The organism is Mycolicibacterium obuense (assembly GCF_055397605.1).
Map to the genome: position 1 here is coordinate 4459373 of NZ_AP043663.1, position 21564 is coordinate 4480936.

The following is a 21564-nucleotide window of genomic DNA, read 5'->3' on the forward strand; positions in this document are numbered from 1 at the left end:
ATTCCTTCGTTCATTCGGTGTTGCTGGCACCTTATCGACATGCCTGCTGCTTCTGAGCGGCGACACAGAGTCGCGGGGAAATGACTTACTGCGGGACACCCCACACCCGCCTACTCCCGCGCCCACCACGGCGGCGTGTACGCCGTCACCACCCACGGGCGCGCGGGATCAACGATGATCACCGCGCCGTCGTCCATGAACTCAGGCAGACTGTCCTCGAAGGGATCAGCCCAGTCCAGCGCGGCGGGGCACCAGCGTGCAGCGTCCGCCCAGGAGAAGGTGTCCTCGTCGTCCGCTTCCAGTTGGTCAATTGTCGCCAGCAGCGAGTCCAGCGAGTCCAGGTCACGGGTCACGATGGCGGCGGGATCAGCTCCAGCCGTGCTACCCCTTCGGGGCAGTGGAGCAGTGCCCAAGGGTGGTGTCGGAGTTGGCGGTTGATGAGGTCGCAGACAGCCAAATACTTGGTCTCGTCGTTGAATTGTGGCAGTCCCAAATCATCCAGGCACTGCTCGATACCGCAGCCCAGGTGTGCAGTTCCGCTCCGCGCGTCCGCGTAGTCGCTCTCGGCGGTCACGGTGTCCCCGCCACCGTGCGGTGTCCAGGTGACGCGCGCCTGTAGCCAGCCTCTGTCCAGGTCGGTGATGAAGGGTGTGAGGTCGTAGGTCATGACGGCTCCACCACCTGATACCCCACCTTGGCGGCGTGCTCAGGGCACAGTGCCCTGTACCACCCACCCTTCGACACACAAGCCGTCCCCGGTGCGCCGCACACCTCGCAGATGGTGCGTGAGCGGCGCTCGGCAGCGGCGATGAGGTCGCGGGCTTCAGGACTCGCGCCGCTCACGTACACCCTCAACTCCGCCCATTTCTGTTTGATCTGTGCGTACTCGAAGTTCGGGGACACCTTCACCAGCGCCGCGTGCAGCTCCAGCATCAGGCTCACCCACCCATCGGGCACCCAGATGGATGCGCCCTCGGCGCGGCGCTCTTTGACGGCAGCCAGGGGATCGGCGGGTTTCTTGCTCATGTGCCCATCGTCGCTCCAGCGGCAGACACCGAGGAACGCGTAACGGGGGACGTGCCATAAACAGCCTCCTCCCCCACTAGGAGGTCTTCAATGGGGCGCAAATACGCGAAGACAGAGCGGCGTAGGTGTTGCGTCCACGCATCAAAACGCCAGTACCAGCACAAATAGGTAGAGCATGTAGGTCTGAATTACCCTGTGCATAAGCGCACCGTAAAGCCGGTGTCGCAGGTTCGAATCCTGCCGGGGGCACTTTGTGTATTGCACGCCGAATGTTCGGTTTCTGATGCGTTCTGCGAGCACCGACGTGATATTCCGTACGTTCGCCGCGGCTGGCCTCGAATGGCTCACGTGCCCCGGGTGTCGATCACCCGCGCGGCGATGTCGGTCAGCTTCGTGTTGCTGTCCTGCGACAGGCGCCGCAGCATGTCGAACGCCGCCACATCGTCGACGTTGTAGCGCTCCATGATGATGCCCTTGGCCTGACCGATGCGATCCCGCGTGGACAGCGCCGACTGCAACTGCTCGTGATGGCGGCTGGCCAGGATCGCGGCGGCCGCGTGGGCCGCCAAGACCGCACCGATATTCTCGTCAGCGGCACTGAACGCGTTCGGCTTCACAGCGAACAAATTCAGCGCACCCGCCGTTTGCGAGCTGGTGTACAGCTTGAACGACAGACCGCTACGCACCCCCAAGTCGGCGGCGGCCGCCGAGTAGCGCGGCCAGCGCGGATCGGCGGCGAAGTCGTCGCAGCGCACGATGGTCTCCTCGAGAGCGGCCTCCAGACAGGGGCCCTCGTTGAACTTCATCTGCAGTCGGTCCAGCTCGTTCGGCAGCTCGGAGGTGCCGGCGACGGACTCGAAGCGCCCTGCCTTGCCGACGAACAGGATGCCGGCCGCGTCGGTGCCGGGAATCAGTTCCAGCACCTCTCTGGTGACATCGGACAGCACGTCGTCAACGCTGCGTGGCGAGGCGACCGCCCGAGCGAGCTCGGCCATCCGCTGTGCCAGATCGCGGTTGGTCGAACCGGTCATGACCTCGTGAACCCCTTCATCGAAGGGAACGGTACACCGAGCAGGGTTTGCTTCGCTGGCGCGCGGGCAATGCAGGGCCGCAGACAGGAGCCTCGGTCGACCGAAGCGCCTGTCAGGTCTCGTCGGTTCAGCCAACAGCCGGCGAGACCGCCTGACCCCTGTCACTCTGCTAATTGAAGTAGTAGCGTCACGCCGGTGAACACAGTCGGCGTCTGGATTCTGGGCGGCTATCAGAGCGACTTCGCGCGCAACCTCGACCGGGAGGGCGTGGACTTCGCAGCACTCACGGCGGAGGTCGTCGAGGCAACCCTGACCGCCGCGCACACCGACGCCGCGGCGATCGGCGTCGTGCACGTGGCCAACGCGTTCGGCGAACTGTTCGCCCGCCAAGGTCACCTCGGCGCGATGCCGGCGACCGTCTGCGACGGCCTGTGGGACACCCCCGCAACCCGCCACGAAGCCGCCTGCGCGTCCGGCAGTGTCGCCACGCTCGCCGCCATCGCCGACCTCCGGTCCGGGGCCTACGACAGCGCCTTGGTGATCGGCGTCGAGCTGGAGAAGACGGTGCCCGGCGACACCGCGACAGCCATCCTGGGCACCGCGGCGTGGACAGGCCACGAAGGGGCAGACGCGAAATACATGTGGCCGCACATGTTCGACACCGTCGCAGCCGCTTACGACTGTCGCTACGGCATCGACGACGCGCATCTGCGCGCCATCGCCGCACGCAACCTCGCCAACGCGCGGACGAATCCGAACGCGCAGACCCGGTCGTGGGCTTTTCCGGAGCCGCTCACCGCCGACGACGTGAGCAACCCGCCCGTCGAGGGCAGGCTGCGTCGCTTCGACTGCAGCCAGCTCACCGACGGGGGCGCCGGCATCGTGCTGGTCACCGACGGCTGGCTACGCGCTCATCCGTCGGCCCGGCCGCTGGCCCGCATCGACGGCTGGGGCCATCGCACCGTGGGCCTGGGGCTGGAGCAGAAGCTGCGACGCTCTGCGGACTCGCCCTACGTGCTACCCCACGTTCGGTCAGCCGTGCAGGATGCCTTCCAGCGCGCGCAGGTCACCCTCGACGGCATCGACGGGTTCGAGGTGCACGACTGCTTCACCCCCAGCGAGTACATGGCCATCGACCACATCGGGCTGACCGAGCCGGGACAGTCGTGGCAGGCCATCGAGAGCGGCGACATCGCCCCCGGCGGCCGATGCCCCATCAACCCCAGCGGGGGGCTCATCGGCGGCGGGCATCCCGTCGGCGCGTCCGGGGTACGGATGCTGCTCGACGCCGCCCGCCAGGTGAGCGGAACCGCAGGCGGCTATCAGGTCGACGGCGCAACCACCTTCGGCACCCTCAACTTCGGTGGCAGCACCGCCACCACCGTCAGCTTCGTCGTCGGGAGACATTCATGAGCCTGCGCACCCATCCCGAGGTGGTCACCACCTTCCTGTCCACCCTGCCGCCAGACGACGACCACCCCTATCGCACCGGCCCGTGGCGGCCACAAACGACCGAATGGGACAGCGACGACCTCGAGGTCGTCGCAGGCACCGTGCCCGACGATCTGGATGGCGTGTACCTACGCAACACCGAGAACCCCCTTCACCCCGCGCTGAAGAACTACCACCCTTTCGACGGCGACGGCATGCTGCACATCGTCGGGTTCCGGGACGGAAAAACGTTCTACCGCAATCGGTTCGTTCGTACCGACGGATTCCTCGCGGAGAACGAGGCGGGCGGACCGCTGTGGCCGGGCATCGCCGAGCCAATCGAACTGTCTCGCCGCGATCACGGCTGGGGCGCACGGACATTGATGAAGGATGCGTCGTCGACCGACGTGATCGTGCATCGCGGGGTGGCGCTGACCAGCCACTACCAATGCGGGGACCTGTATCGCATCGATCCGTGTACCGGCGATGCGCTGGGCAAGGAGAGCTGGAACGGCGGCTTCCCCCACGACTGGGGAGTGTCCGCGCACCCCAAGGTGGACGGCGGTGAACTGCTGTACTTCAGCTACAGCAAGCAGGCGCCGTACCTGCGCTACGGCGCGGTCAGCGATACCGGCGACGTGGTGCACACCGTCGACGTCGAACTCCCCGGCCCACGCCTGCCCCACGACATGGCGTTCACCGAGAACTACGTGATACTCAACGATTTCCCGCTGTTCTGGGATGCCGCGCTGCTCGAGCACAACATCCACCTACCGCGCTTCCACCGGGACACCCCGTCGCGCTTCGCGGTGATCCCGCGTCGCGGAGACGCCTCCCAGATCCGCTGGTTCGAGGCAGACCCCACCTACGTGCTGCACTTCCCCAACGCCTACGAGGACGGCGACGAGATCGTGCTCGACGGGTTCTTCCAGGGTGACCCCGAACCCGCGGACAACGGGATGGGCAACAAATGGCAGCGCGCCTTCCGGTTCCTCGCCCTCGACCGGATGCAGGCCCGGCTGCACCGCTGGCGGTTCAATCTCGTGACGGGCGAGGTCCGCGAAGAGCAATTGACCGACAGCATCAGCGAATTCGGCATGATCAACCCTGACTATGCGGGCCGTGCCCACCGCTACACCTACGCGGCGACGGGCAAACCGTCCTGGTTCCTGTTCGATGGACTGCTCAAGCACGATCTGCACACCGGCCGCGAGGAACGGTTCGCGTTCGACGACGGCGTCTACGGCAGCGAGACCGCGATGGCGCCCCGCCCCGGCGGTACCGCAGAAGACGACGGGTATCTCATCACACTGACCACCGACATGAACACCGACGCCTCGCACTGTCTGGTGTTCGACGCAGCCCGGGTGGCCGACGGGCCGGTGTGCACACTCGCACTGCCCGAACGGATCTCGAGTGGCACCCACTCCACGTGGGCAGCCGGGTCGGAGTTGCCCCGCTGGCGCGACAGCGAGTCGGCCGCCGCTGCGATCGGGTTGTGACCGACGCCCCGAACTCCGTCGCACGGATGCTGGGTGTCCTCGGCGACGAATGGAGTCTGCTCATCGTCCAGCAGACCCTGCTCGGAGCCTCGCGCTACGGCCACTTCGTCGATGCTCTTCCCGTCTCCCACGCCGTGTTGTCGGGGCGACTGCGCACCCTGGTCACCGAAGAATTGTTGACCCGCCGTGATTACCAACAGCATCCGAGCCGGGTCGACTACACCGCAACCTCGAAGAGCCGCTCGCTGTGGCCGATGCTCACGTCGATCTGGGAGTGGGAGCGCAGCTGGGTGCCCGAACATCTGCGCCCGCTGCCGGCGATGCGCCACAGCTCCTGTGGCGGGCTCTTCGCGCCGAGGCTGACCTGCCGGTCGTGCGAGACCCCCGTCGTCTCCGAGAAAGAGCTTCTGGCGCAATGGGGCCCGAGCGGGGGCTGGGAGCGCTCCGTCCCGTCGGCCACGACCCGTCGCCGGTCCGCCGAGCGGCGCGCCGGTGTGCTGTTCCCGCAGACGATGACGGTCATCGGTGACCGCTGGGGCTTCGCCGTTCTGGTGGCCGCGTTCGTCGGGATAGGCAGGTTCACGGACTTCCAGAACGAACTCGGGGCGCCGACGGCAACGATCTCCGGACGGTTGGCCATCTTCACCGCCGAAGGAATTCTGCACACGGTCGCCGGCCGGTACGTGCTGACCGACAAGGGGCGAGCGCTGCTGCCCGTCGTCGTCTGTGCGCTGGAATGGGCGCAGCGCTGGTACCCCGATCCCGACGGGCCGGCCGTCCGCGTCACCCACGTGGCGTGCGGGCACCGGTTCGATCCGAGGCTCACCTGCGATCACTGTCTCGAACCGCTGCGCGGGGCGCAGATATCGACGTCATGACGACGCTCGCGAACCGGACGACGACCGCGTTGCTCGTCGTGACCGGGGCGGAAACCGATGCGTGCGTGCGCAGTACGTTGCACGGCGCGTTCGTGAACGGCTACGACGTCACCCTCGTCGCCGACGCCCACACCGCGGGCGACAAGACGTCGTGGGGCGCTCCCCCTGTGTCGGCAGTCATCGACCACACGAATCTGTATTGGTCCTATCAGGCCGCCCCGGACGCGTGGCCGCCGTCCCCCCCACCGATGCGATCTCGTTCTCCGACAGCTGACATCGAGGACCCGAAAACTCTTGGCACTCCCTGATGTCGAGTGCAAATCTCGCTGGTGCACAGTGATTTGGTCGCCCGCCAGGGTGGCGGGCTCTGGACGACATAGGAGGTGAATTACTGTGCTTCGCTTTGATCCGTTCAGTGACCTTGACTCTCTGACCCGGGGCTTGCTGACCAGCCAGACCGGATCAAACCGTGTCCCACGCTTCATGCCGATGGACCTGTGCAAGATCGATGACCACTACGTGCTGACCGCCGATCTGCCTGGCGTCGATCCGGGTTCGGTCGACGTGAACGTCGACAACGGCACGCTGACCATCTCTGCCCACCGCACCGCCCGCTCCGACGAGTCGGCGCAGTGGCTGGCCAACGAGCGTTTCTTCGGCGGCTATCGCCGGCAACTCTCCCTCGGCGACGGGATCGACACCAGCGCGATCTCGGCGACCTACGAGAACGGGGTGTTGACGGTGACCATCCCGGTCGCCGAGAAGGCCAAGCCGCGCAAGGTGGAGATCCAGCACGCCGGCGCGCAGACGTCCATCTCCCCCACCACCGTCGACGCCGACTAACACCGACTGAAGTCACTGCGGTCCAACCGGATTCGTCCGGTTGGACCGCACAGTCGCGTGACTACGTCAACGCCGCGGCAGCGTCAGGACGAATCGCGCCCCGTGCCGGTGCGCCACGTTGACCAGGTTTCCGCCGTGCGCCCGCGCAAGAGCCCGGGCGATCGGCAGGCCCAGCCCGGCGCCGCCGCGGTCACGATCGCGGGCCTCGTCGAGACGGACCAGTCGCTCGAAGATCCGTTCCCGCTGTCCGTCGGGAACACCGGGCCCGGTGTCGGTGACGGTGAGCACGGCACGCGCACCGTCCGCGCGGACGTCGATGTCGATGACCCCGCCCGCCGGGGTGTGCCGGCGGGCGTTGTCGACGACGTTCGCGAGGATCTGGGCAATGCGCAGAGGGTCGGCGACGACCGGCAGCATCGCATCACCGCTGCGTCGGATCTGCAGGCCCGGCGCGAGCACGGCGCTGCGGTCCCGCTCGGCGTCGGCCAGGGCCACCAGGTCGCACGTCTGCAGATCCAGCGGTGACCCGGCGTCGATGCGGCTGAGGTCGAGCATGTCGGCGACCAGCCTTCCCGCCCGGCGCGCCTCACTGAGCACCAACTCGGCCCGGTGCCGCTGGCGAGCGGACTCGGGATCGTCATGCTGGATGGCTGATGACAGGAGTTGGTCTGCGGCAGCGTGGATTCCGGCGATCGGTGTGCGGAGTTCGTGCGCGGCATCGGCCAGGAACCGACGGGTGGCGCCTTCTGCCTGTGCGGCGGCCTGCGCCGACTGGTGGGCACGATTCTCGGAATACTGCAGCGCATCCACCATGGTGTCGAAAGCGGCTGCAGCGCGGCCCAATTCAGTATCGGGACGGTCCGGTCGCACCCGCCTGGCGCGGTCGCCGGCAGCAATAGACTCGGCGACCTGCGTCAGGCGGGTCAGCGGCAGCATCGTGGCGCGGGCGATCAGCGTCACGCCGAACGCGGTGACCAGCAGCACCGCGATTCCCGCGACCACCATCAGGATGCGCAACTGCCGCAGCAGCGCCGACGTCGCCGTCGTGTCGGCGACGAGGACGAGCCGGCTGCCGTCGGGCAACCGGTGGTCGATGACCGTCGCGGTCGCGTCCGGCGGAGGAGGCGGCCGGCGACCGTCGGGCGGCCCGGGTCCGCGATCACGTCCGGGCGGCCCGGGTGGGGGCGGTGGCGGGAGGTCCTCGCCGACCGCGGTATCGGGATCGATGACGGGATCGCCGTACCGCTCGCCGTCGGCGGTGAACACGGCCGCCCGGATGCCGCCGCCGTCGACCTCGACGGCCCACTGCGACGGCGGCACACCGGCGCGAGCCAGCGCATCGACGCGGGTGACGCCCGCCTGCAGGCGGCTGTTGAGGTCGCGCCGGGCCTGCTCGCCGATCAACACGTCGATGACCACGCCGAGCACGACGAGCAGGACCGCGAGGAACACCAGGACGGCGATCACGACGCGGCGCTGCAGCGACGGTGTCGCGGTCATCGCGCCTGCAATCGGTAGCCGATGCCGCGGACGGTGTGCAGGATCCGTGGGCCGTGGGCCTCCATCTTGCGCCGCAGGCTGCTGATGTGGACGTGCACGAGGTTGTCGTCGTAGGAGGCGTAGCCCCAGACCGCGTTGAGGATCTGGTGGGCGCTGACGATGCGGCCGCGCTGGTCGAGAAGGAAGTCAAGCAGCCGGAATTCGGTGGCTGTCAGATCGAGGGGCACGCCGGCGCGCGACGCGATGCCGGCACCGCGATCGACGACGAGGTCACCGGTCTGCACGGTCGCAGGCAGGCGCCCTCGCCTGCGCAGCACGGCCCCGACCCGGGACACGAGTTCGGGCACCTCGAAAGGTTTCACCACGTAGTCGTCGGCGCCGCCGTCGAGGCCGCGCAACCGGTCGGTGAGACCGTCGCGTGCGGTCAGCATGATCAGGCCGACGTCGCCCCACTGGCGGACGACGTCGGCCAGTGCGAACCCATCTCGCCCCGGCAGCATGATGTCGACGATGACCAGATCAGGCCGGTAGCCGTCGAGCGCCTCTTCCAGGCCCTCGCCGTCGACGCGGCCGTCGGCGGCATAACCGGCAGACGCAAGGGCGTCGACCACCATCTCGCGGATGGCTGACGAGTCTTCGACGACGAGCACGCGGGCTGCGGCACGATCGGTGTCTGCGGGGGCGCCCATGTGTCCATTCTGGCCGGTGCTCTCTGAAGCCCGTCTGAAGAATCCGCTGCGGCCGCCGCTCTTCAGGTTGGCTTCATCACCACGCCCTAGCGTCGCGATCAGTCCGAGTTATCCCGACGAAAGAGGTCCCATGGCCAACGACACTCGCTCAGACGACGACCGCCCGCACGAGGATCGGGCAGACGAGCACTTTGACGACACCCCCGAAACCGACCGCATCCCCGAACCGCACTATGCACCTCCGGCCCCTGTGGTCGAGAAGAAGAGCCGCTGGGCGACGGTTCGCGAACCCGCACGGCGCCACCCGGTCGGCGCCGCCGTCGGCGCTGCCGCCGCCGGTCTGGTCATCGGATTTCTCGGCGGCACACTGGCCGACGCGCATCCGATGATGTCGCTGTCGGTCGGCACCGCGTCGGTCGCTCAACCCGCGCCGCCCGGTCCGGGCTTCTGGGGCCCGGATGGACCGGGAGGCCCGGGTGGTCCGGGTGGACCCGCTGGCCCGGGCGGCCCCGCTGGCCCGGGTGGACCGGGGGGGCCTGAGCGCGGTCCGGGTGGACCTGGAGGGCCTGGCGGACCGGGAGGTCACGACCGAGGACCCGGAGGCCCGGGTGGTCCGGGCGGGCCGGGCGGGCCTGGTGGTCCAGGGCGAGACGCTCCGCCGCCGCCTCCGGGTGGTCCCGACGGTCCCGGCGGGCCTGCCGGACCGGGCGGGCCCGGTGGGCCGGGTGGGCCAGCCGGTCAGGCACCGCCACCGCCTCCGCCGTCCGGCGGGCCCGCCGGCCAGGCGCCTGCTCCCGCCGGCCAGGCGCCCGCTCCGAGCACACCGCCGCTGCCCGCCGAACGAGGTGCCACACCACAGGCGTGACGTCAGCCGTTGCGGTCCAACCGGTATCGCAGGTTGGACCGCACGGCCGGCCATTCGATATCGAGTATCGAGTACACGACCGTGTCGCGCCGCGACCCGTCGGGCAACACCTGGTGGCTGCGAAGGATGCCGTCGAGCTTGGCGCCCAGCCTCTCGATCGCGGCACGGCTGTCGCGATTGAGGTGGTGCGTACGCAATTCGACTGCGAGACAACCTAGTTCATCGAACGCATGGCCGAGCATCAACAACTTGGTCTCGGTGTTGACCCCGGTGCGCCGGGCCGAGGCGACGTACCAGGTGTGGCCGATCTCCAGGCGCCGGTTCGGTGGATCGACGTTCATGTAGCTCGACGAGCCGACGATCGCGCCCGAGCGGTCCCGCACCACGAAAGTGAGCCCGGTGTGCGGGGTCTGCGCGGCCAGCCGGCCCGCGACCCACTGCGCGGCAGCCCCAGCTTTCGGCGCCGCGGTGAACCACAGCCCACCGAGCTCGCCATCGGCTGACAGGGCCTCGATCTCCGGGACATGGTCTTCTCGCAGGGGTTCCAGCGAGACCCCGCTCTGGCCTGTCAGCAGGACCGGTTCGACGAACCCGCTCACCTTCGGGCACCGGCGATTCCGGCCGAGCGCCAACCCGAGACCATCGTCCAGATCGAGAGCACCACCGCTGCGGCGGCCACCCCGCCGGCGATGTAGAGGCCGTAGGCAGCCGTCACCGGCGGGTACACATACAACCGGTAGAACCAGAGTGCGAGCACCACCAAGATCACCGAAATCCCAAGCGCCGCAGTAGAAGCCATGCGCACCGAGACACCGCGCGCCGCCATGGCGCCTGCCACCACCAACGTCGCCGACAACAACACGATCAGCTGTCCGACGCCGAATCCGGGGGGCGGCACCGGCATCGCGCCGGCGACACCACCGATGCCGTTGGCGCGTCCCCCGTTCCCTGCCGATGAACGCAGCCACGGCAGCCAGGCGCTCACCGCCACCACCAGCGCGCACACTGCCACCAGCCAGCCGGGACGGGCGCGAGACATGGGCAAAGACTACTAGGGTGAGCCGATGAGCGATCTCCCCGAATGGGCGCGTCGGCTGAACCTTTCTCCGCACCCTGAGGGCGGCTGGTTCACCGAGACGTGGCGCAGTGAGCTCACGGTGCCGGAGTCGGCACTGCCACCGGACTACACGGGCAGCCGCAACGCCGGCACCGCGATCCTGTTCCTCCTCATGCCCGGTCAGCAGTCGGCGTGGCACACCGTGCGCAGCGCGGAATTGTGGCTCTACCACTTCGGCGGTCCCCTGCTGCTCGACGTCGGCGCCAGCCAGGACGGCGCCACGACCCATGTGCTCGGCACCGACATCCTCGGCGGTGAGCAGCCTCAGTTCGTCGTCCCGCCCGGACACTGGCAGCGCGCCCGCCCGCAGGGCGAGGAACCCTGCCTGGTCAGCTGCGTCGTCGTCCCCGGATTCGACTTCGCCGACTTCGCACTCGGGGCACCTACCGACTGAGCAGCTCGACCGCGGCCGCGACCAGCGAGGCGTTGCCGTCGGCGAGCGAACCATCAGGCAGCCGCAGCGTGTCCTCCAAACCGATCCGGGTCTGCAGACCACGTGCCCCGGCATGCTGCAGCAGCGGCCAGCAACTCTCGTCCAGTCCATGCAGCAGGACGGGGGCCGGCGACTGCGCCTCGGCAACCACCTCCAGCACCCCGTCCGCCGTCGCGACGTCGCCGTCGGCGCCCAGCTCGACCATCACCCGCAGACAGTGCGCGGCCAGATCCGAGGCCGCCCACGCCCGGGCCGCCTCGGCGTGGAAGATCCCCGCCTCCACGCCGATACCACGGGACAGCAGCAGCTCGGCCAGCTCCTCAGACCCCGGCTCGTGCCAGTTGACCGACGCGAAATCGGGTAGCACCGACCACTTTTCGATCGCCGTTCGACGCTGCTCGGCATCCGGTAACGCCCAGAAACCCGTCGTCACCCCCAACGGCAAACCGGGGAGCGCCTCCCGGACGGCAGCCACTGCTGCCGTCACGTCCTCGGCCAGCAGCGAGTCCACGCCGCGGTCGTCCTTGGGGTGGAGATGCACCGCCCGCGCGCCCGCGCCGTGAGCCGCCACCGCTTCGGCCGCCAACTGATCCGGGCTCACCGGCAACGCGGAGTGCTCCTCCGGGGTACGGACTCCGTTGATGCACGCCTTCAGATAGAACGCCTGTTCGTCCACGCCACCATCTTGACGCTTCCGCGACCATGTGACAGTTTTCTGATCCGCGCTCTCCGCACGCCGCCTGTCGATGGGCGGTGGGGAAAGGTATGGTCGGCGAAGCCAGTTTCTGGCGGCCGCGCGGGTCAGCAGCGTACCCGCGCCGCACGCCGCAGGTGAATCAAGAACTCAGATGAGGATGGGCGAATGTCGAACACCGAAACAGATCAGCCGCAGGGCACAGCCCAGTCGAAGTGGCTGTCGAAGTCTGCGTCGGAGACCCGCGGCTCGGACAAACAAGAGGTGCAGTTCCACTACGACATCTCCAATGAGTTCTTTCGGCTCTGGCAGGACCCCAACCAGGTCTACAGCTGCGCCTACTTCGAGAAGGACGACTACACCCTCGAGCAGGCCCAGATGGCGAAGATCGACCTGTCGCTGGGCAAGCTCGGCCTCAAGCCCGGAATGACGCTGCTCGACATCGGCTGCGGCTGGGGCGCGACGATCATGCGGGCGGTGGAGAAGTACGACGTCAACGTCATCGGCCTAACGCTGTCGGAGAACCAGAAGGAACACATCGAGAACCACTGGTTTGCCAACTCCACCAGCGAGCGCAGCATGGAGGTGCGCCTGCAGCCCTGGGAGGAGTTCGAGGGCCAGGTCGACCGGATCGTGTCAATCGGCGCGTTCGAGCACTTCGGCTTCAACAAATACGACGACTACTTCAAGAAGACGTACAGCTGGATGCCCGACGACGGCGTCATGATGCTGCACACGATCATCATCCCCGAGGATGAGGAGATCAAGGCCAAGGGACTGCCCTTGACCATGTCCAAGGTGCGGTTCATCAAGTTCATCATGGATTACATCTATCCCGGTGGCCGCTTGCCGCTGGCGTCGATGGTGCGTGACCACGCGGTCAAGGCCGGCTTCACGATCACCCGCGAGCAGCACCTGCAGCCGCACTACGTGAAGACCCTCGACACGTGGGCGTCGAACCTGGAGAACAAGAAGGACGAGGCCATCGAGATCACCTCTGAGGAGATCTACGAGCGGTTCCTCAAGTATTTGCAGGGCTGCGCCGACCTGTTCCGGGACGGCTACACCGACGTCGCGCAATTCACCTGTGAAAAGCAGGCATTGACGTCTGTGTAGTAATTTGAGCAGATTCGCCATCGGTGCGGATGAATTGGAGGTCGGTCGGGGAATGGGTAAGGGCGCTGCGGGACGGTCCGACTCGAACAAGGACATGACGCCCCACTTCGAAGAGGTGCAGGCGCACTACGATCTCTCCGACGACTTCTTCGGTCTGTTTCAGGATCCGTCGCGGACCTACAGCTGTGCGTACTACGAGCGTGACGACATGACGCTCGAAGAGGCCCAGATGGCCAAGATCGACCTCGCGCTGGGCAAGCTGAACCTCGAGCCGGGCATGACACTGCTCGACATCGGCTGCGGCTGGGGTTCGGTGCTCCAGCGGGCCGTCGAAAAGCACGACGTCAACGTGGTCGGGCTGACCTTGAGCCGCAACCAGTGCAAGTTCGCGCAGGAACTGCTCGACGGTCTCGACACCGACCGCTCACGTCGAATTCTGCTGCGCGGCTGGGAACAGTTCGACGAGCCCGTCGACCGGATCATCAGCATCGAGGCGATCGAGGCGTTCCCGCAGGAGCGCTATGAACCGTTCTTCAAGATGTGCAGCAGTGTCCTGCCCGAGGGCGGCCGCATGCTTCTGCAGGCCATCCTCGGCCATCCGCTGAAGAAGTGGCCTGAGCTGGGCATCCCGATCACGATGACCGACCTGAAGTTCATGCGGTTCATCGCCAAAGAGATCTTCCCCGGCGGATCGGTGCCCGGCGAGGAGAACATCGTCGAGTTGTCCAGCCAGGCCGGGTTCACCCTCGAGCAGACGCAGTTCCTCAACGCCGACTACGTGCGCACGCTCGATACCTGGGCCGAGGCGCTCGAGGCCCATCACGACGAGGCGGTCGCCGCGACCTCCGAAGAGGTGTACCAGCGCTACATGAAGTACCTCGTCGGCTGCAGCGACTTCTTCAACCGCGGCGTCAGCGAACTGGGTCAGTTCACGCTCGTCAAGAACTGACCCACCGTCACCCTTCGGTCAGGTCTTCGCGGCCGCGAGCCGGGTATTCGCCGCCCATGAGCGAATTCAAAAAGGGCGACAAGGTCACCTGGGAGAGCCACGGCAACACCGTCAAAGGCACCGTCGAGGAGAAGATCACCTCTGACACCGAGGCGGCAGGACGGACGGTCCGCGCGTCCAAAGACGACCCGCAGTACCGGGTGGTCAGCGACAAGAGCGGCAATGACGCCGTCCACAAGCCGGACTCGCTGAAGAAGAAGTCCTGACGACGGGGCGAGCAGACGCGGACTCGCGTGAATCTGGCGTGATTCGCGCCAGTTCGCGTCTGCTCGCGCTCATGAGGTCACCCCGAGGACCCGCAACGCGTTCTGCTTGTAGATCAGCGGCAGTACCGCGGGATCGATGTCGAGTGTGTCGAAGTCGCGGCGCCACCGGTCGAGCTGCAGATACGGGTAATCCGTCCCGAACAGAGCCTTGGTGCGCAACTGCCGGCTGAGCGCATGCACCAACTGCGGCGGGAAATACTTCGGGCTCCATCCGGATAGATCGACGTAGACATTCGGCTTGTGCGTGGCGATCGAGATCTGCGCATCGACCCACGGCACCGCAGGATGGGCCATCACGATCGTCAGCTCCGGGAAGTCGGCGGCGACATCGTCGAGCAGCATCGGATCGCTGTAGCGCAGCTTGATGCCATATCCGCCCGGCAGCCCAGATCCCATCCCCGTCTGCCCGGTGTGGAACAGCGCGGGCACACCGGCATCGGCGATCGCGTGATAGATCGGGTAGTACGCACGGTCGTTCGGCTCGAACGCCTGCATGCTGGGATGGAACTTGAAGCCCTTCACGCCGAAGTCACGCACCAGCTCATGGACCCGATGCACCGCGTGCCGACCCTGGTGGGGATCCACGCTCCCGAACGGGATCAGCACGTCGTTGTTGCGCTCGGCCCCCAGCACCAGATCCTCGATCGAATTGGGCGCATGCCGCATCCCGTGCCGAGCATCGATGGTGAACACGACGGCGGCGGTGTTGTGGCGGCGGTACTGGTCGGCGATCGCGTCAACGCTGGCGACGATCCCGGGTGCCATCTTGAAGTACTTCGCCGTCGCCTCGATGAGCACGTCGTCGTAGGCGCGATGGCCATGTCCGTCGATCTCGACGTGGGTGTGGATGTCGATCGCCTCGATGCGGTCGAAATCGATTGCATAGGTGTACATTTCGCTTCCTCCGCGCCCTGATCGCCGGTTCAGGCCGACGTCACGGCCTTGATCTCGAGGTACTCGTGGAAGCCGAACCGGCCCCATTCGCGGCCGTTGCCACTGCGCTTGTATCCGCCGAACGGCGCCTCGATGTCGAAGGCGTGATTGATCGCCACCGATCCTGCGCGGATGCGCTTGGCCACGGCGCGGGCCTGCTCGGGGTCAGCGCCAGCCACATAGCCGGCCAGCCCGTAGTCGGTGTCGTTGGCGATCTCGATCGCGTGGTCGAGATCGTCGTAACCCAGGATGCACAGGACGGGCCCGAAGATCTCCTCGCGCGCGATGGTCATGTCGTTGGTGACGTCGGCGAACACCGTCGGCCGCACGTAGTAGCCGGTGTCGAGACCGTCGGGCCGACCGAGTCCGCCGGCCACCAGCGTGGCCCCTTCGTCGATGCCCCGGGCGATCAGACCCTGGATTTTCTCGTACTGCGCCTTCGACGCCACTGGCCCGATGGCTTTCTTGTCCGCCGGGTCGCCGACACGTACGGCCTGCGCCGCATCCCGGGCCGCCTCCACCGCCTCGGCCATCCGAGCAGCCGGCACGATCATCCGCGACGGCGCGTTGCAGCTCTGACCGCTGTTCAGCATCATCGCCGTCGTGCCCACGGCGACACTCCTGGCGAATCGGTCGTCGTCGAGCACGATGTTCGGGCTCTTACCACCGAGCTCCTGCGTCACCCGCTTGACCGTCGCGGCGGCGTTCCTCGCGACGTCGACGCCGGCGCGAGTCGACCCGGTGAACGAGACCATGTCGATGTCGTCATGCGCGGACAACGCAGCACCCACCCCGGGACCGTCACCGTAGACCAGGTTGTAGACACCCGCGGGAACTCCTGCGGCAGCGATGATCTCGGTGAAGATCTGAGCGGAGAAGGGCGCCACCTCCGAGGGTTTGAGCACCATCGTGGCGCCGACGGCCAGCGCGGGGAACACCTTGCAGGCGATCTGGTTGAGCGGCCAGTTCCACGGCGTGATCAGACCGCACACCCCGATCGGTTCCCGCACCACCTGTGTGCCGCCCTGCTGCTCGTCGAACGCGAAGGTCTTCAGCGTCTCGATCGCCGAAAGCAGATGGCCCATCCCGAGGTTGACCTGAGTGCCTGCTGCCAGGGCCGGCGGCGCCCCCATCTCTTCGTGCACCGCATCGGCAAGGTCGCTGCTGCGTGAGCGGTATTCGGTCAGGATCGACGACAGCAACTCGAGGCGCTCGTCACGGCTGGTCTGCGACCACCCGGCGAACGCGCGCCGAGCGGCCTGGACAGCGAGGTCCACATCCGCCGAGGAGCCGAGAGCGATGCGGCCCGCGACCTTCTCGGTGGACGGATCCTCGACGTCGAGGGTGTTCGGCCGCAGCGGGGGGACCCACTCACCGTCGATGTAGAACTGGAGATATTCGCGCATGACCCCACTTTTCCTCACCGGGTCCGAGTGCGGGGGCCTTCTGCGTTTCGATTCGAGGGGTTTGGTTTTGACGGAACTGGTAATTCCTCTGACGCAATTATGACGTGAACGTGTCCTTCGAAGATCGGATTGATCATGATCGTGCTCGGCATCATCCTTCTGTTGATCGGCTACTTCACCAGCCTGTCGATCCTCTACACGATCGGCGCGATCCTCGTGGTCGTCGGAGTGGTGCTGTGGATTCTCGGCGCCGTGGGCCGTCCCGTCGGCGGGCGAAAAGTCTGGTTCTAGCGGGCCGACACATGCCGCCAAAGCCCACGGGCTTTGGCGGCATGCGGCATCGTTGATCCATGACCCCTCAAGTCCCCAGTCCGAAGGAGCTCAGGGCGGCCGCGCAGGCGGCGGCAGACGCGGCCCAGACGGTCGCCTCGACCGCCATGCGAATCCCGCCCGCCTCCATCCAACTCGCGGCCGAGATGCCCGACCTGATCGAGAATCTCGCCGCAGCTACCGCGCGACTCAATGCGGTGATCGACCGCACCGAACGCTATCTGGCGCTGGCTGACCCCATGCTGCGCACCCTCGATGCCCTCCTGCCGCAACTCGAAGCGTTGGTGGCCACCGGCAACGACGTCTACCGCACGGTGTCGACGATGCCCGGGGTGTCCACACTGGGCCGGTTCACCAATCGCGGCGCCACGGAGCCGCCCCGTGAGGAGAAGCCGCCGCGGCGGCGATCATCACGCGACAAGCCTCACCCCACGTAGATCGTCTCGCCGGTCGACGGAGGCGAGTCGATCGCCGCGACGATCGCGCCGGCGAACTCTGCCACCGTCGGCAGAGGGCCCGCTTCCCGCCGGGCCGCCACCCCGTCCGGGTCGATGCGGTGCAGCATCCGCACCGCCACCGACCCTTCCAGCAGATCCCCTGACACCACGACGAACGTGACGCCGCGGGCGGCGAACTCGTCCTGCAGCGCCCGCAGCGCCACCTCGCCGGCGTGCTTGCTCTCCGCCACCCCGGCATAGCCGTCGATGGGCACCGGTCGACGGCCGAAGAAGTGAGCCGGATGGCTGGTGACGAACACGATCAGTCCCCCGGCCGGCATACAAGCCAGCGCCCGCCGCGCCACCGCCACCTGAGCGTCACGGTTGAGCCGCAGCGCGTATCCGGCGTCGGCGTGCCGCTCGAGCCCGCCAGAAGCGTTGAGCACCAACACCTTCAGCACCCCGAGCCGCGAGATTTCGGCGAACATCGCGCTCACGGCGTTCTCGTCGCACAGATCCGCCTGCACCGCCGTCGCTCCCGCACCGGACTCACGCACCGCCGCGACGACCTCGGCGGCCCTGCGCTCCTTCTCCCGGTAGTTGACGACGACGTGCCGGCCCGGACGCGCCACCCCGACGGCCACGCCGGCACCGACTCCGCGCGACGCGCCGGTCACGACCACGACCTCGGGACCATCACCCATCGATGTCGAGGGCTGCGCCGGTATCGGCGTCGCTGAGGTCGTAGTCGACCATGACGCCTCCCCACGCCTCACCGGCGCCGTAGGCGACCAGCAGCGCGCGGCCCTCAGTGGGGATGGTTCCCTGCCGCAACGATTCACCGAGCGCCAGCGGGATGGACGCCGCCGAGGTGTTGCCGAAGTTCTCGACGCAGTCCACGAACACGGCGTTCCCGATGTCGGCCTCGTCGCGGACCCGCTGCAGGATACGGGAATTGGCCTGGTGACCGATCACGATCGAGGGCTCGACATCGCCGTCCTGCAGGATCTTCGCTGTCTCGGTCATGGTCCGGACAGCGCGATGGTAGACGCGGATGCCGTCGAGTTGAATGCCCTGACCCACCTGCCCACGCATGAGATCCGCACCGGCGCCGTCGGATCCGGCGTGCCAGCGATGCTTGCGGAACGCCGGCCTCGGGGCGATCAGCACCGCACCCGCCCCGTCGCCGAACAGCGGACCCGTGTTGCGGTCGGTCTTGTCCAGCATCCGCGACATCGCCTCGACGCAGCAGACGATCACCGCGGAGCCGTCGCCACCGTCGCACAGAGTCAAGCCGTTGATCAGACCGTAGATGAATCCGCTACAGGCAGCGGACATGTCGAAAGCCAAGATGTCGTGCGGCAATCCGGCCTTCGTGGCCACGCGCTGCGCGATACCGGGCACGGCGCCGCCAGCCGAACTGCTCACCACCACCAGCGCGGCGATCCGGATGTCCCGGTGCCGGGCGACCAACGGCGCGCACACACGCGCCGCGACATCGTCGAGCGCCTCGTCGTCGTCCATCCACCACCGCGCGGCGACGCCGGTGCGCCGACGGATCCACTCGTCAGTGAGTCCGATGGCGTCGAAGAACGCGTTCGGTACGTGCTCACCCGTTGTGGCCGTGACGATATCGACGATGCCGGCGTTCACGGTGTGCCGATCAGTCCCATGAAGTAGGCCTTGATGTCGGCGGGGCTGACGCACTCGTCGAGCTTCTCGAGATCGGCCTCGACGCTGAACTCCTTCTCCAGCAGCTCGGTCAGCTCGGCGACGTCGAGCGAATCCAGGTCGAGATCCCAGACCGCCGTGCCGAAGTCGTCGACGCCGGCGTCAGGAGATCGACGCCGGACGATTTTGAGCATGATGGTGTTCATTCGTTCTTCGATGGATGACATCGCCTCGACCTTTCACCGTCGCTCGTCGATTTTGTACAACACTGATCCTGACGTGGTGATCGACCGGGCATCGACCACTATTTCGACCACCGTGCCGGCCCTTTCGGCCATCAGATCCACACTGCTCTTGTCCGTTTCGAGAACGGCGACCACGTCGCCGCGCTCCACGGAATCACCGACGGAGACCAGCCACTCCACCACCAGCGCGTCGGTCAGCCCGTGACCGAAGTCGGGGACGTGGATGTCGACCGTCGAATCTTCGCTCACCGGCACATCTCTTCGATCATGCGGACGACGGCCGGTTGGTCCACCAGATGGTCGGCTTCGAAGTCCGCGGGGGGATAGATGTGGCGCGGCGGCGCCAACCGCCGAACCGGGGCGGTCAGGTCGGCCCAGCCTCGCTCACTCACCGTGGCCGCCAATTCTGCTCCCACACCGCAGAATTCGACGGCTTCGTGCACGATCAGCAGCCGGCCGGTGCGTGCCACGGAGGTGAGCACCGTGTCGACATCCATCGGCGCGATCCAGCGCAGGTCGATGACCTCGACATCGATGGTGCCGGCCAGGTCGTCTGCCGCGGCCAGGACCTCTTCGAGCACCGCACCCCAACCGGCCACCGTGATGTCCGACCCGGACCGGACCACGCGTGCACCGAGAGCCGACAGCACGTCCGCATCAGTTCGGGCCTGCCTCCGACGATGCCAGTACAGGCGTTTGGGTTCGAAGAAGATCACCGGCGCGCCGAGATGGCACGCGTACTCGAGCATCGCCGCGGCATCCTCGGGCGACGACGGATAGGCGACATGGAGGCCCGGCGTGTGGGCGAACAGCGCCTCGGGGGATTCACTGTGGTGCTCGACCGCGCGGATACCACCGCCGACGGGAACCCGCACCACCAGATGCAGGTCGAGGTCGCCGTTCCAGCGCGTGATCATCTTCGCGGCCTGGGTGACGATCTGATTCATCGCCAGGTAGACGAAGCCGTCGAACTGGATCTCGCAGATCGGTTTCAGCCCTGCGATCGACATCCCGATCGCTTGGCCGACGATGGACGACTCCGCGAGCACGGCGTCGCGCACGCGGTCCACACCGAAGCGACCCTGCAAGCCTCTCGTCACCCGGAACACCCCGCCCAGGCGTCCGATGTCCTGCCCGATCAACACGATCGAGCTGTCGCGGTCCATCATGTCGGACAGCGTGCCGTTGAGCGATTCGGCCAGGCAGCTGGGCCGCGCGGTGGTCATCGACCGAACGCCTCCACCATCGCACGGCTGTGCGCTTCGATGTCGCGGTCGATCTCGGCGAGCCACAGGTCGTCCACGACGCCGGCGGACAACAGCCTGTCGCGGTACTGCTGCACCGGATCGTTGGCTGCCGCTGCGGCCAACTCGTGTTCGTCACGATAGAGCGTGTGGGCGTCAGAGCTGCTGTGCCCAGCAGTTCTGGTGGTGCGCAGTTCGATCAGCCCGGGCGTGCCGGTGGTCTCGACGTGCTCGCGTGCACCGACACAGTGGAGGTAGGCGAGTTCGGGATCCTCGGTAGGCACCGACCACGATGTGATGCCGAAGCCGCGAGCCCGCTCGGCGATACTGGTCCGCATCTGTTCGTGGCTCGGTTTGGAGATGGCCCACCCGTTGTTCTGCACGACGAACAGCACCGGAACCTGTTCCACCGCAGCGAGGTTCATCGCTTCTGACACATCCCCCTCGCTGGTCGCGCCGTCGCCGAGGTAGACGACCACCATCTCGGAGAGGCTCTGCAGCCGGCGGGCGATCGCGAAGCCGACCGCGTGCAGGGTCTGTGCCGCTACTACCAGGGTGTAGGGAAAGAAGCGGTGCCGATGGGGATTCCACCCGCAGAATGTCTTGCCGGCCCATTGCGCCACCAGCCCGACACCGTCGATGCCACGCACGATTGCCACAGCGTGTTCCCGGTAGCTGGGAAAGATGGTGGTGGCCTCACCGATGGCCATCGCCGAGGCAACCTGCGCTGCTTCCTGGCCGCGGCACGACAGCCACAGATCGACCCGACCCTGATTCTGCAGACGGACGGCCTCCGCGTCCACGCCGCGTGCGACCAGCATGTGGCGCAACATCGCGCGGCTGGTCTGTACATCCACAGACGTTGCCAGATCGGTCAATTCAGCACGTTCCTGTCGGC

The 21564-nt window shown here is 67.1% G+C and carries 29 protein-coding genes; 12 read left to right on the forward strand and 17 right to left on the reverse strand.

Going from position 1 to position 21564, the window contains the following annotated elements:
* Nucleotides 1–110: 110 nt before the first annotated feature.
* From ACZ50N_RS21385 to ACZ50N_RS21400, 4 genes are all read right to left on the reverse strand, one after another.
* Complete coding sequence (locus ACZ50N_RS21385) at nucleotides 111–353, reverse strand: hypothetical protein (RefSeq protein WP_464473723.1); 243 nt, start codon at nucleotides 351–353, stop codon at nucleotides 111–113.
* Nucleotides 350–667, reverse strand: coding sequence for a hypothetical protein (locus ACZ50N_RS21390; protein WP_464473724.1), 318 nt, complete (start codon nucleotides 665–667; stop codon nucleotides 350–352). The genes ACZ50N_RS21385 and ACZ50N_RS21390 overlap by 4 nt, the downstream gene beginning before the upstream one ends.
* Complete coding sequence (locus ACZ50N_RS21395; protein WP_464473725.1) at nucleotides 664–1026, reverse strand: hypothetical protein; 363 nt, start codon at nucleotides 1024–1026, stop codon at nucleotides 664–666. Before ACZ50N_RS21395 ends, ACZ50N_RS21390 begins: the two co-directional genes overlap by 4 nt.
* Before the next feature lie 344 nt (nucleotides 1027–1370).
* On the reverse strand, nucleotides 1371–2057 hold the full coding sequence (locus tag ACZ50N_RS21400) for a GAF and ANTAR domain-containing protein (RefSeq protein WP_048423973.1): 687 nt from the start codon (nucleotides 2055–2057) through the stop codon (nucleotides 1371–1373).
* 195 nt (nucleotides 2058–2252) lie between these two features.
* Here ACZ50N_RS21400 and ACZ50N_RS21405 point away from each other — a divergent pair, with 195 nt between their 5' ends.
* The 5 genes from ACZ50N_RS21405 to ACZ50N_RS21425 all read left to right on the forward strand — a co-directional run bounded on the left by ACZ50N_RS21405 (nucleotide 2253) and on the right by ACZ50N_RS21425 (nucleotide 6711).
* Nucleotides 2253–3470 (forward strand): acetyl-CoA acetyltransferase, encoded by a 1218-nt coding sequence (locus ACZ50N_RS21405; protein ID WP_464473726.1) that lies wholly within the window; start codon nucleotides 2253–2255, stop codon nucleotides 3468–3470.
* Nucleotides 3467–4990 carry a carotenoid oxygenase family protein gene (locus ACZ50N_RS21410; RefSeq protein WP_464473727.1) on the forward strand — a complete coding sequence of 508 codons (1524 nt, stop codon included), beginning with the start codon at nucleotides 3467–3469 and terminating at the stop codon, nucleotides 4988–4990. Before ACZ50N_RS21405 ends, ACZ50N_RS21410 begins: the two co-directional genes overlap by 4 nt.
* 26 nt (nucleotides 4991–5016) lie before the next feature.
* Nucleotides 5017–5868: a winged helix-turn-helix transcriptional regulator gene (locus ACZ50N_RS21415; RefSeq protein ID WP_464475690.1), complete on the forward strand. Its 852-nt coding sequence runs from the start codon at nucleotides 5017–5019 to the stop codon at nucleotides 5866–5868.
* Nucleotides 5865–6176, forward strand: coding sequence for an isochorismatase family protein (locus ACZ50N_RS21420; RefSeq protein WP_464473728.1), 312 nt, complete (start codon nucleotides 5865–5867; stop codon nucleotides 6174–6176). The genes ACZ50N_RS21415 and ACZ50N_RS21420 overlap by 4 nt, the downstream gene beginning before the upstream one ends.
* Before the next feature lie 85 nt (nucleotides 6177–6261).
* The gene (locus ACZ50N_RS21425) at nucleotides 6262–6711 is read left to right on the forward strand and encodes an Hsp20/alpha crystallin family protein (RefSeq protein WP_046364387.1); all 450 of its coding nucleotides are present in this window, start codon (nucleotides 6262–6264) and stop codon (nucleotides 6709–6711) included.
* Nucleotides 6712–6777: 66 nt separating this feature from the next.
* Here the strand turns inward: ACZ50N_RS21425 and ACZ50N_RS21430 are convergent, their stop codons facing one another.
* Entirely contained in the window at nucleotides 6778–8211 is a 1434-nt protein-coding gene (locus ACZ50N_RS21430; protein WP_464473729.1) for an ATP-binding protein, read from the reverse strand.
* Complete coding sequence (locus ACZ50N_RS21435; protein WP_046366869.1) at nucleotides 8208–8900, reverse strand: response regulator transcription factor; 693 nt, start codon at nucleotides 8898–8900, stop codon at nucleotides 8208–8210. Before ACZ50N_RS21435 ends, ACZ50N_RS21430 begins: the two co-directional genes overlap by 4 nt.
* 130 nt (nucleotides 8901–9030) lie before the next feature.
* Between ACZ50N_RS21435 and ACZ50N_RS21440 the strand changes: the two genes are divergently transcribed.
* The gene (locus ACZ50N_RS21440) at nucleotides 9031–9765 is read left to right on the forward strand and encodes a hypothetical protein (protein WP_464473730.1); all 735 of its coding nucleotides are present in this window, start codon (nucleotides 9031–9033) and stop codon (nucleotides 9763–9765) included.
* A gap of 2 nt (nucleotides 9766–9767) precedes the next feature.
* Here the strand turns inward: ACZ50N_RS21440 and ACZ50N_RS21445 are convergent, their stop codons facing one another.
* Both ACZ50N_RS21445 and ACZ50N_RS21450 read right to left on the reverse strand, forming a co-directional pair.
* Nucleotides 9768–10364, reverse strand: a complete 597-nt coding sequence (locus ACZ50N_RS21445) for a GNAT family N-acetyltransferase (protein ID WP_464473731.1) — start codon at nucleotides 10362–10364, stop codon at nucleotides 9768–9770.
* On the reverse strand, nucleotides 10361–10804 hold the full coding sequence (locus ACZ50N_RS21450) for a hypothetical protein (RefSeq protein WP_046365984.1): 444 nt from the start codon (nucleotides 10802–10804) through the stop codon (nucleotides 10361–10363). The genes ACZ50N_RS21445 and ACZ50N_RS21450 overlap by 4 nt, the downstream gene beginning before the upstream one ends.
* A 25-nt stretch (nucleotides 10805–10829) precedes the next feature.
* Between ACZ50N_RS21450 and ACZ50N_RS21455 the strand changes: the two genes are divergently transcribed.
* Nucleotides 10830–11276 (forward strand): cupin domain-containing protein, encoded by a 447-nt coding sequence (locus tag ACZ50N_RS21455; protein WP_464473732.1) that lies wholly within the window; start codon nucleotides 10830–10832, stop codon nucleotides 11274–11276.
* Here ACZ50N_RS21455 and ACZ50N_RS21460 read toward each other — a convergent pair.
* Entirely contained in the window at nucleotides 11266–11991 is a 726-nt protein-coding gene (locus ACZ50N_RS21460; RefSeq protein ID WP_464473733.1) for a 3-keto-5-aminohexanoate cleavage protein, read from the reverse strand. The genes ACZ50N_RS21455 and ACZ50N_RS21460 overlap by 11 nt on opposite strands.
* Before the next feature lie 186 nt (nucleotides 11992–12177).
* On the opposite strand from ACZ50N_RS21460, the gene ACZ50N_RS21465 reads away from it, so the two are divergent.
* The 3 genes from ACZ50N_RS21465 to ACZ50N_RS21475 are packed head-to-tail and all read left to right on the forward strand — an operon-like array spanning nucleotide 12178 to nucleotide 14340.
* A complete protein-coding gene (locus tag ACZ50N_RS21465; RefSeq protein WP_046365987.1) occupies nucleotides 12178–13125 on the forward strand; it encodes a cyclopropane mycolic acid synthase family methyltransferase in 948 nt (315 codons plus the stop codon).
* 52 nt (nucleotides 13126–13177) lie between these two features.
* Nucleotides 13178–14074, forward strand: coding sequence for a cyclopropane mycolic acid synthase family methyltransferase (locus ACZ50N_RS21470; RefSeq protein ID WP_048423982.1), 897 nt, complete (start codon nucleotides 13178–13180; stop codon nucleotides 14072–14074).
* 56 nt (nucleotides 14075–14130) lie between these two features.
* Complete coding sequence (locus tag ACZ50N_RS21475; RefSeq protein WP_046365988.1) at nucleotides 14131–14340, forward strand: hypervirulence associated TUDOR domain-containing protein; 210 nt, start codon at nucleotides 14131–14133, stop codon at nucleotides 14338–14340.
* A gap of 69 nt (nucleotides 14341–14409) precedes the next feature.
* Here ACZ50N_RS21475 and ACZ50N_RS21480 read toward each other — a convergent pair whose 3' ends face one another.
* Together ACZ50N_RS21480 and ACZ50N_RS21485 are read right to left on the reverse strand one after the other, a co-directional pair.
* Nucleotides 14410–15294 (reverse strand): amidohydrolase family protein, encoded by an 885-nt coding sequence (locus ACZ50N_RS21480; protein ID WP_048423965.1) that lies wholly within the window; start codon nucleotides 15292–15294, stop codon nucleotides 14410–14412.
* Between the two features lie 29 nt (nucleotides 15295–15323).
* On the reverse strand, nucleotides 15324–16739 hold the full coding sequence (locus tag ACZ50N_RS21485) for an aldehyde dehydrogenase family protein (protein WP_464473734.1): 1416 nt from the start codon (nucleotides 16737–16739) through the stop codon (nucleotides 15324–15326).
* A gap of 135 nt (nucleotides 16740–16874) precedes the next feature.
* On the opposite strand from ACZ50N_RS21485, the gene ACZ50N_RS21490 reads away from it, so the two are divergent.
* Complete coding sequence (locus tag ACZ50N_RS21490; protein ID WP_006241027.1) at nucleotides 16875–17030, forward strand: hypothetical protein; 156 nt, start codon at nucleotides 16875–16877, stop codon at nucleotides 17028–17030.
* A 59-nt stretch (nucleotides 17031–17089) separates the two neighbouring features.
* On the forward strand, nucleotides 17090–17506 hold the full coding sequence (locus ACZ50N_RS21495; protein ID WP_046365991.1) for a hypothetical protein: 417 nt from the start codon (nucleotides 17090–17092) through the stop codon (nucleotides 17504–17506).
* Here the strand turns inward: ACZ50N_RS21495 and ACZ50N_RS21500 are convergent.
* Genes ACZ50N_RS21500 through ACZ50N_RS21525 form a run of 6 tightly spaced genes read right to left on the reverse strand, consistent with a single transcriptional unit; the run spans nucleotide 17494 to nucleotide 21544 of the window.
* The gene (locus ACZ50N_RS21500) at nucleotides 17494–18183 is read right to left on the reverse strand and encodes an SDR family oxidoreductase (RefSeq protein ID WP_464473735.1); all 690 of its coding nucleotides are present in this window, start codon (nucleotides 18181–18183) and stop codon (nucleotides 17494–17496) included. The genes ACZ50N_RS21495 and ACZ50N_RS21500 overlap by 13 nt on opposite strands.
* A gap of 19 nt (nucleotides 18184–18202) precedes the next feature.
* Nucleotides 18203–19159: a 3-oxoacyl-[acyl-carrier-protein] synthase III C-terminal domain-containing protein gene (locus ACZ50N_RS21505; protein ID WP_048423962.1), complete on the reverse strand. Its 957-nt coding sequence runs from the start codon at nucleotides 19157–19159 to the stop codon at nucleotides 18203–18205.
* Complete coding sequence (locus ACZ50N_RS21510; protein ID WP_046365994.1) at nucleotides 19156–19404, reverse strand: acyl carrier protein; 249 nt, start codon at nucleotides 19402–19404, stop codon at nucleotides 19156–19158. Before ACZ50N_RS21510 ends, ACZ50N_RS21505 begins: the two co-directional genes overlap by 4 nt.
* Nucleotides 19405–19416: 12 nt before the next feature.
* On the reverse strand, nucleotides 19417–19671 hold the full coding sequence (locus ACZ50N_RS21515; protein ID WP_046366000.1) for a biotin/lipoyl-containing protein: 255 nt from the start codon (nucleotides 19669–19671) through the stop codon (nucleotides 19417–19419).
* The gene (locus ACZ50N_RS21520; RefSeq protein WP_464473736.1) at nucleotides 19668–20648 is read right to left on the reverse strand and encodes an alpha-ketoacid dehydrogenase subunit beta; all 981 of its coding nucleotides are present in this window, start codon (nucleotides 20646–20648) and stop codon (nucleotides 19668–19670) included. Before ACZ50N_RS21520 ends, ACZ50N_RS21515 begins: the two co-directional genes overlap by 4 nt.
* Entirely contained in the window at nucleotides 20645–21544 is a 900-nt protein-coding gene (locus tag ACZ50N_RS21525; protein WP_464473737.1) for a thiamine pyrophosphate-dependent dehydrogenase E1 component subunit alpha, read from the reverse strand. Before ACZ50N_RS21525 ends, ACZ50N_RS21520 begins: the two co-directional genes overlap by 4 nt.
* Nucleotides 21545–21564: the final 20 nt, after the last annotated feature.

Bases quoted from the DNA above. Each gene is read 5' to 3' on its own strand.
- ACZ50N_RS21440 (WP_464473730.1), top strand. From the start codon at position 9,031: ATGGCCAACGACACTCGCTCAGACGACGACCGCCCGCACGAGGATCGG.
- ACZ50N_RS21395 (WP_464473725.1), bottom strand. From the start codon at position 1,026: ATGAGCAAGAAACCCGCCGATCCCCTGGCTGCCGTCAAAGAGCGCCGC.
- ACZ50N_RS21410 (WP_464473727.1), top strand. From the start codon at position 3,467: ATGAGCCTGCGCACCCATCCCGAGGTGGTCACCACCTTCCTGTCCACC.
- ACZ50N_RS21390 (WP_464473724.1), bottom strand. From the start codon at position 667: ATGACCTACGACCTCACACCCTTCATCACCGACCTGGACAGAGGCTGG.
- ACZ50N_RS21510 (WP_046365994.1), bottom strand. From the start codon at position 19,404: ATGTCATCCATCGAAGAACGAATGAACACCATCATGCTCAAAATCGTC.
- ACZ50N_RS21480 (WP_048423965.1), bottom strand. From the start codon at position 15,294: ATGTACACCTATGCAATCGATTTCGACCGCATCGAGGCGATCGACATC.
- ACZ50N_RS21475 (WP_046365988.1), top strand. From the start codon at position 14,131: ATGAGCGAATTCAAAAAGGGCGACAAGGTCACCTGGGAGAGCCACGGC.
- ACZ50N_RS21435 (WP_046366869.1), bottom strand. From the start codon at position 8,900: ATGGGCGCCCCCGCAGACACCGATCGTGCCGCAGCCCGCGTGCTCGTC.
- ACZ50N_RS21470 (WP_048423982.1), top strand. From the start codon at position 13,178: ATGGGTAAGGGCGCTGCGGGACGGTCCGACTCGAACAAGGACATGACG.
- ACZ50N_RS21415 (WP_464475690.1), top strand. From the start codon at position 5,017: ATGCTGGGTGTCCTCGGCGACGAATGGAGTCTGCTCATCGTCCAGCAG.
- ACZ50N_RS21420 (WP_464473728.1), top strand. From the start codon at position 5,865: ATGACGACGCTCGCGAACCGGACGACGACCGCGTTGCTCGTCGTGACC.
- ACZ50N_RS21495 (WP_046365991.1), top strand. From the start codon at position 17,090: ATGACCCCTCAAGTCCCCAGTCCGAAGGAGCTCAGGGCGGCCGCGCAG.
- ACZ50N_RS21490 (WP_006241027.1), top strand. From the start codon at position 16,875: ATGATCGTGCTCGGCATCATCCTTCTGTTGATCGGCTACTTCACCAGC.
- ACZ50N_RS21465 (WP_046365987.1), top strand. From the start codon at position 12,178: ATGTCGAACACCGAAACAGATCAGCCGCAGGGCACAGCCCAGTCGAAG.
- ACZ50N_RS21455 (WP_464473732.1), top strand. From the start codon at position 10,830: ATGAGCGATCTCCCCGAATGGGCGCGTCGGCTGAACCTTTCTCCGCAC.
- ACZ50N_RS21430 (WP_464473729.1), bottom strand. From the start codon at position 8,211: ATGACCGCGACACCGTCGCTGCAGCGCCGCGTCGTGATCGCCGTCCTG.
- ACZ50N_RS21520 (WP_464473736.1), bottom strand. From the start codon at position 20,648: ATGACCACCGCGCGGCCCAGCTGCCTGGCCGAATCGCTCAACGGCACG.
- ACZ50N_RS21485 (WP_464473734.1), bottom strand. From the start codon at position 16,739: ATGCGCGAATATCTCCAGTTCTACATCGACGGTGAGTGGGTCCCCCCG.
- ACZ50N_RS21450 (WP_046365984.1), bottom strand. From the start codon at position 10,804: ATGTCTCGCGCCCGTCCCGGCTGGCTGGTGGCAGTGTGCGCGCTGGTG.
- ACZ50N_RS21400 (WP_048423973.1), bottom strand. From the start codon at position 2,057: ATGACCGGTTCGACCAACCGCGATCTGGCACAGCGGATGGCCGAGCTC.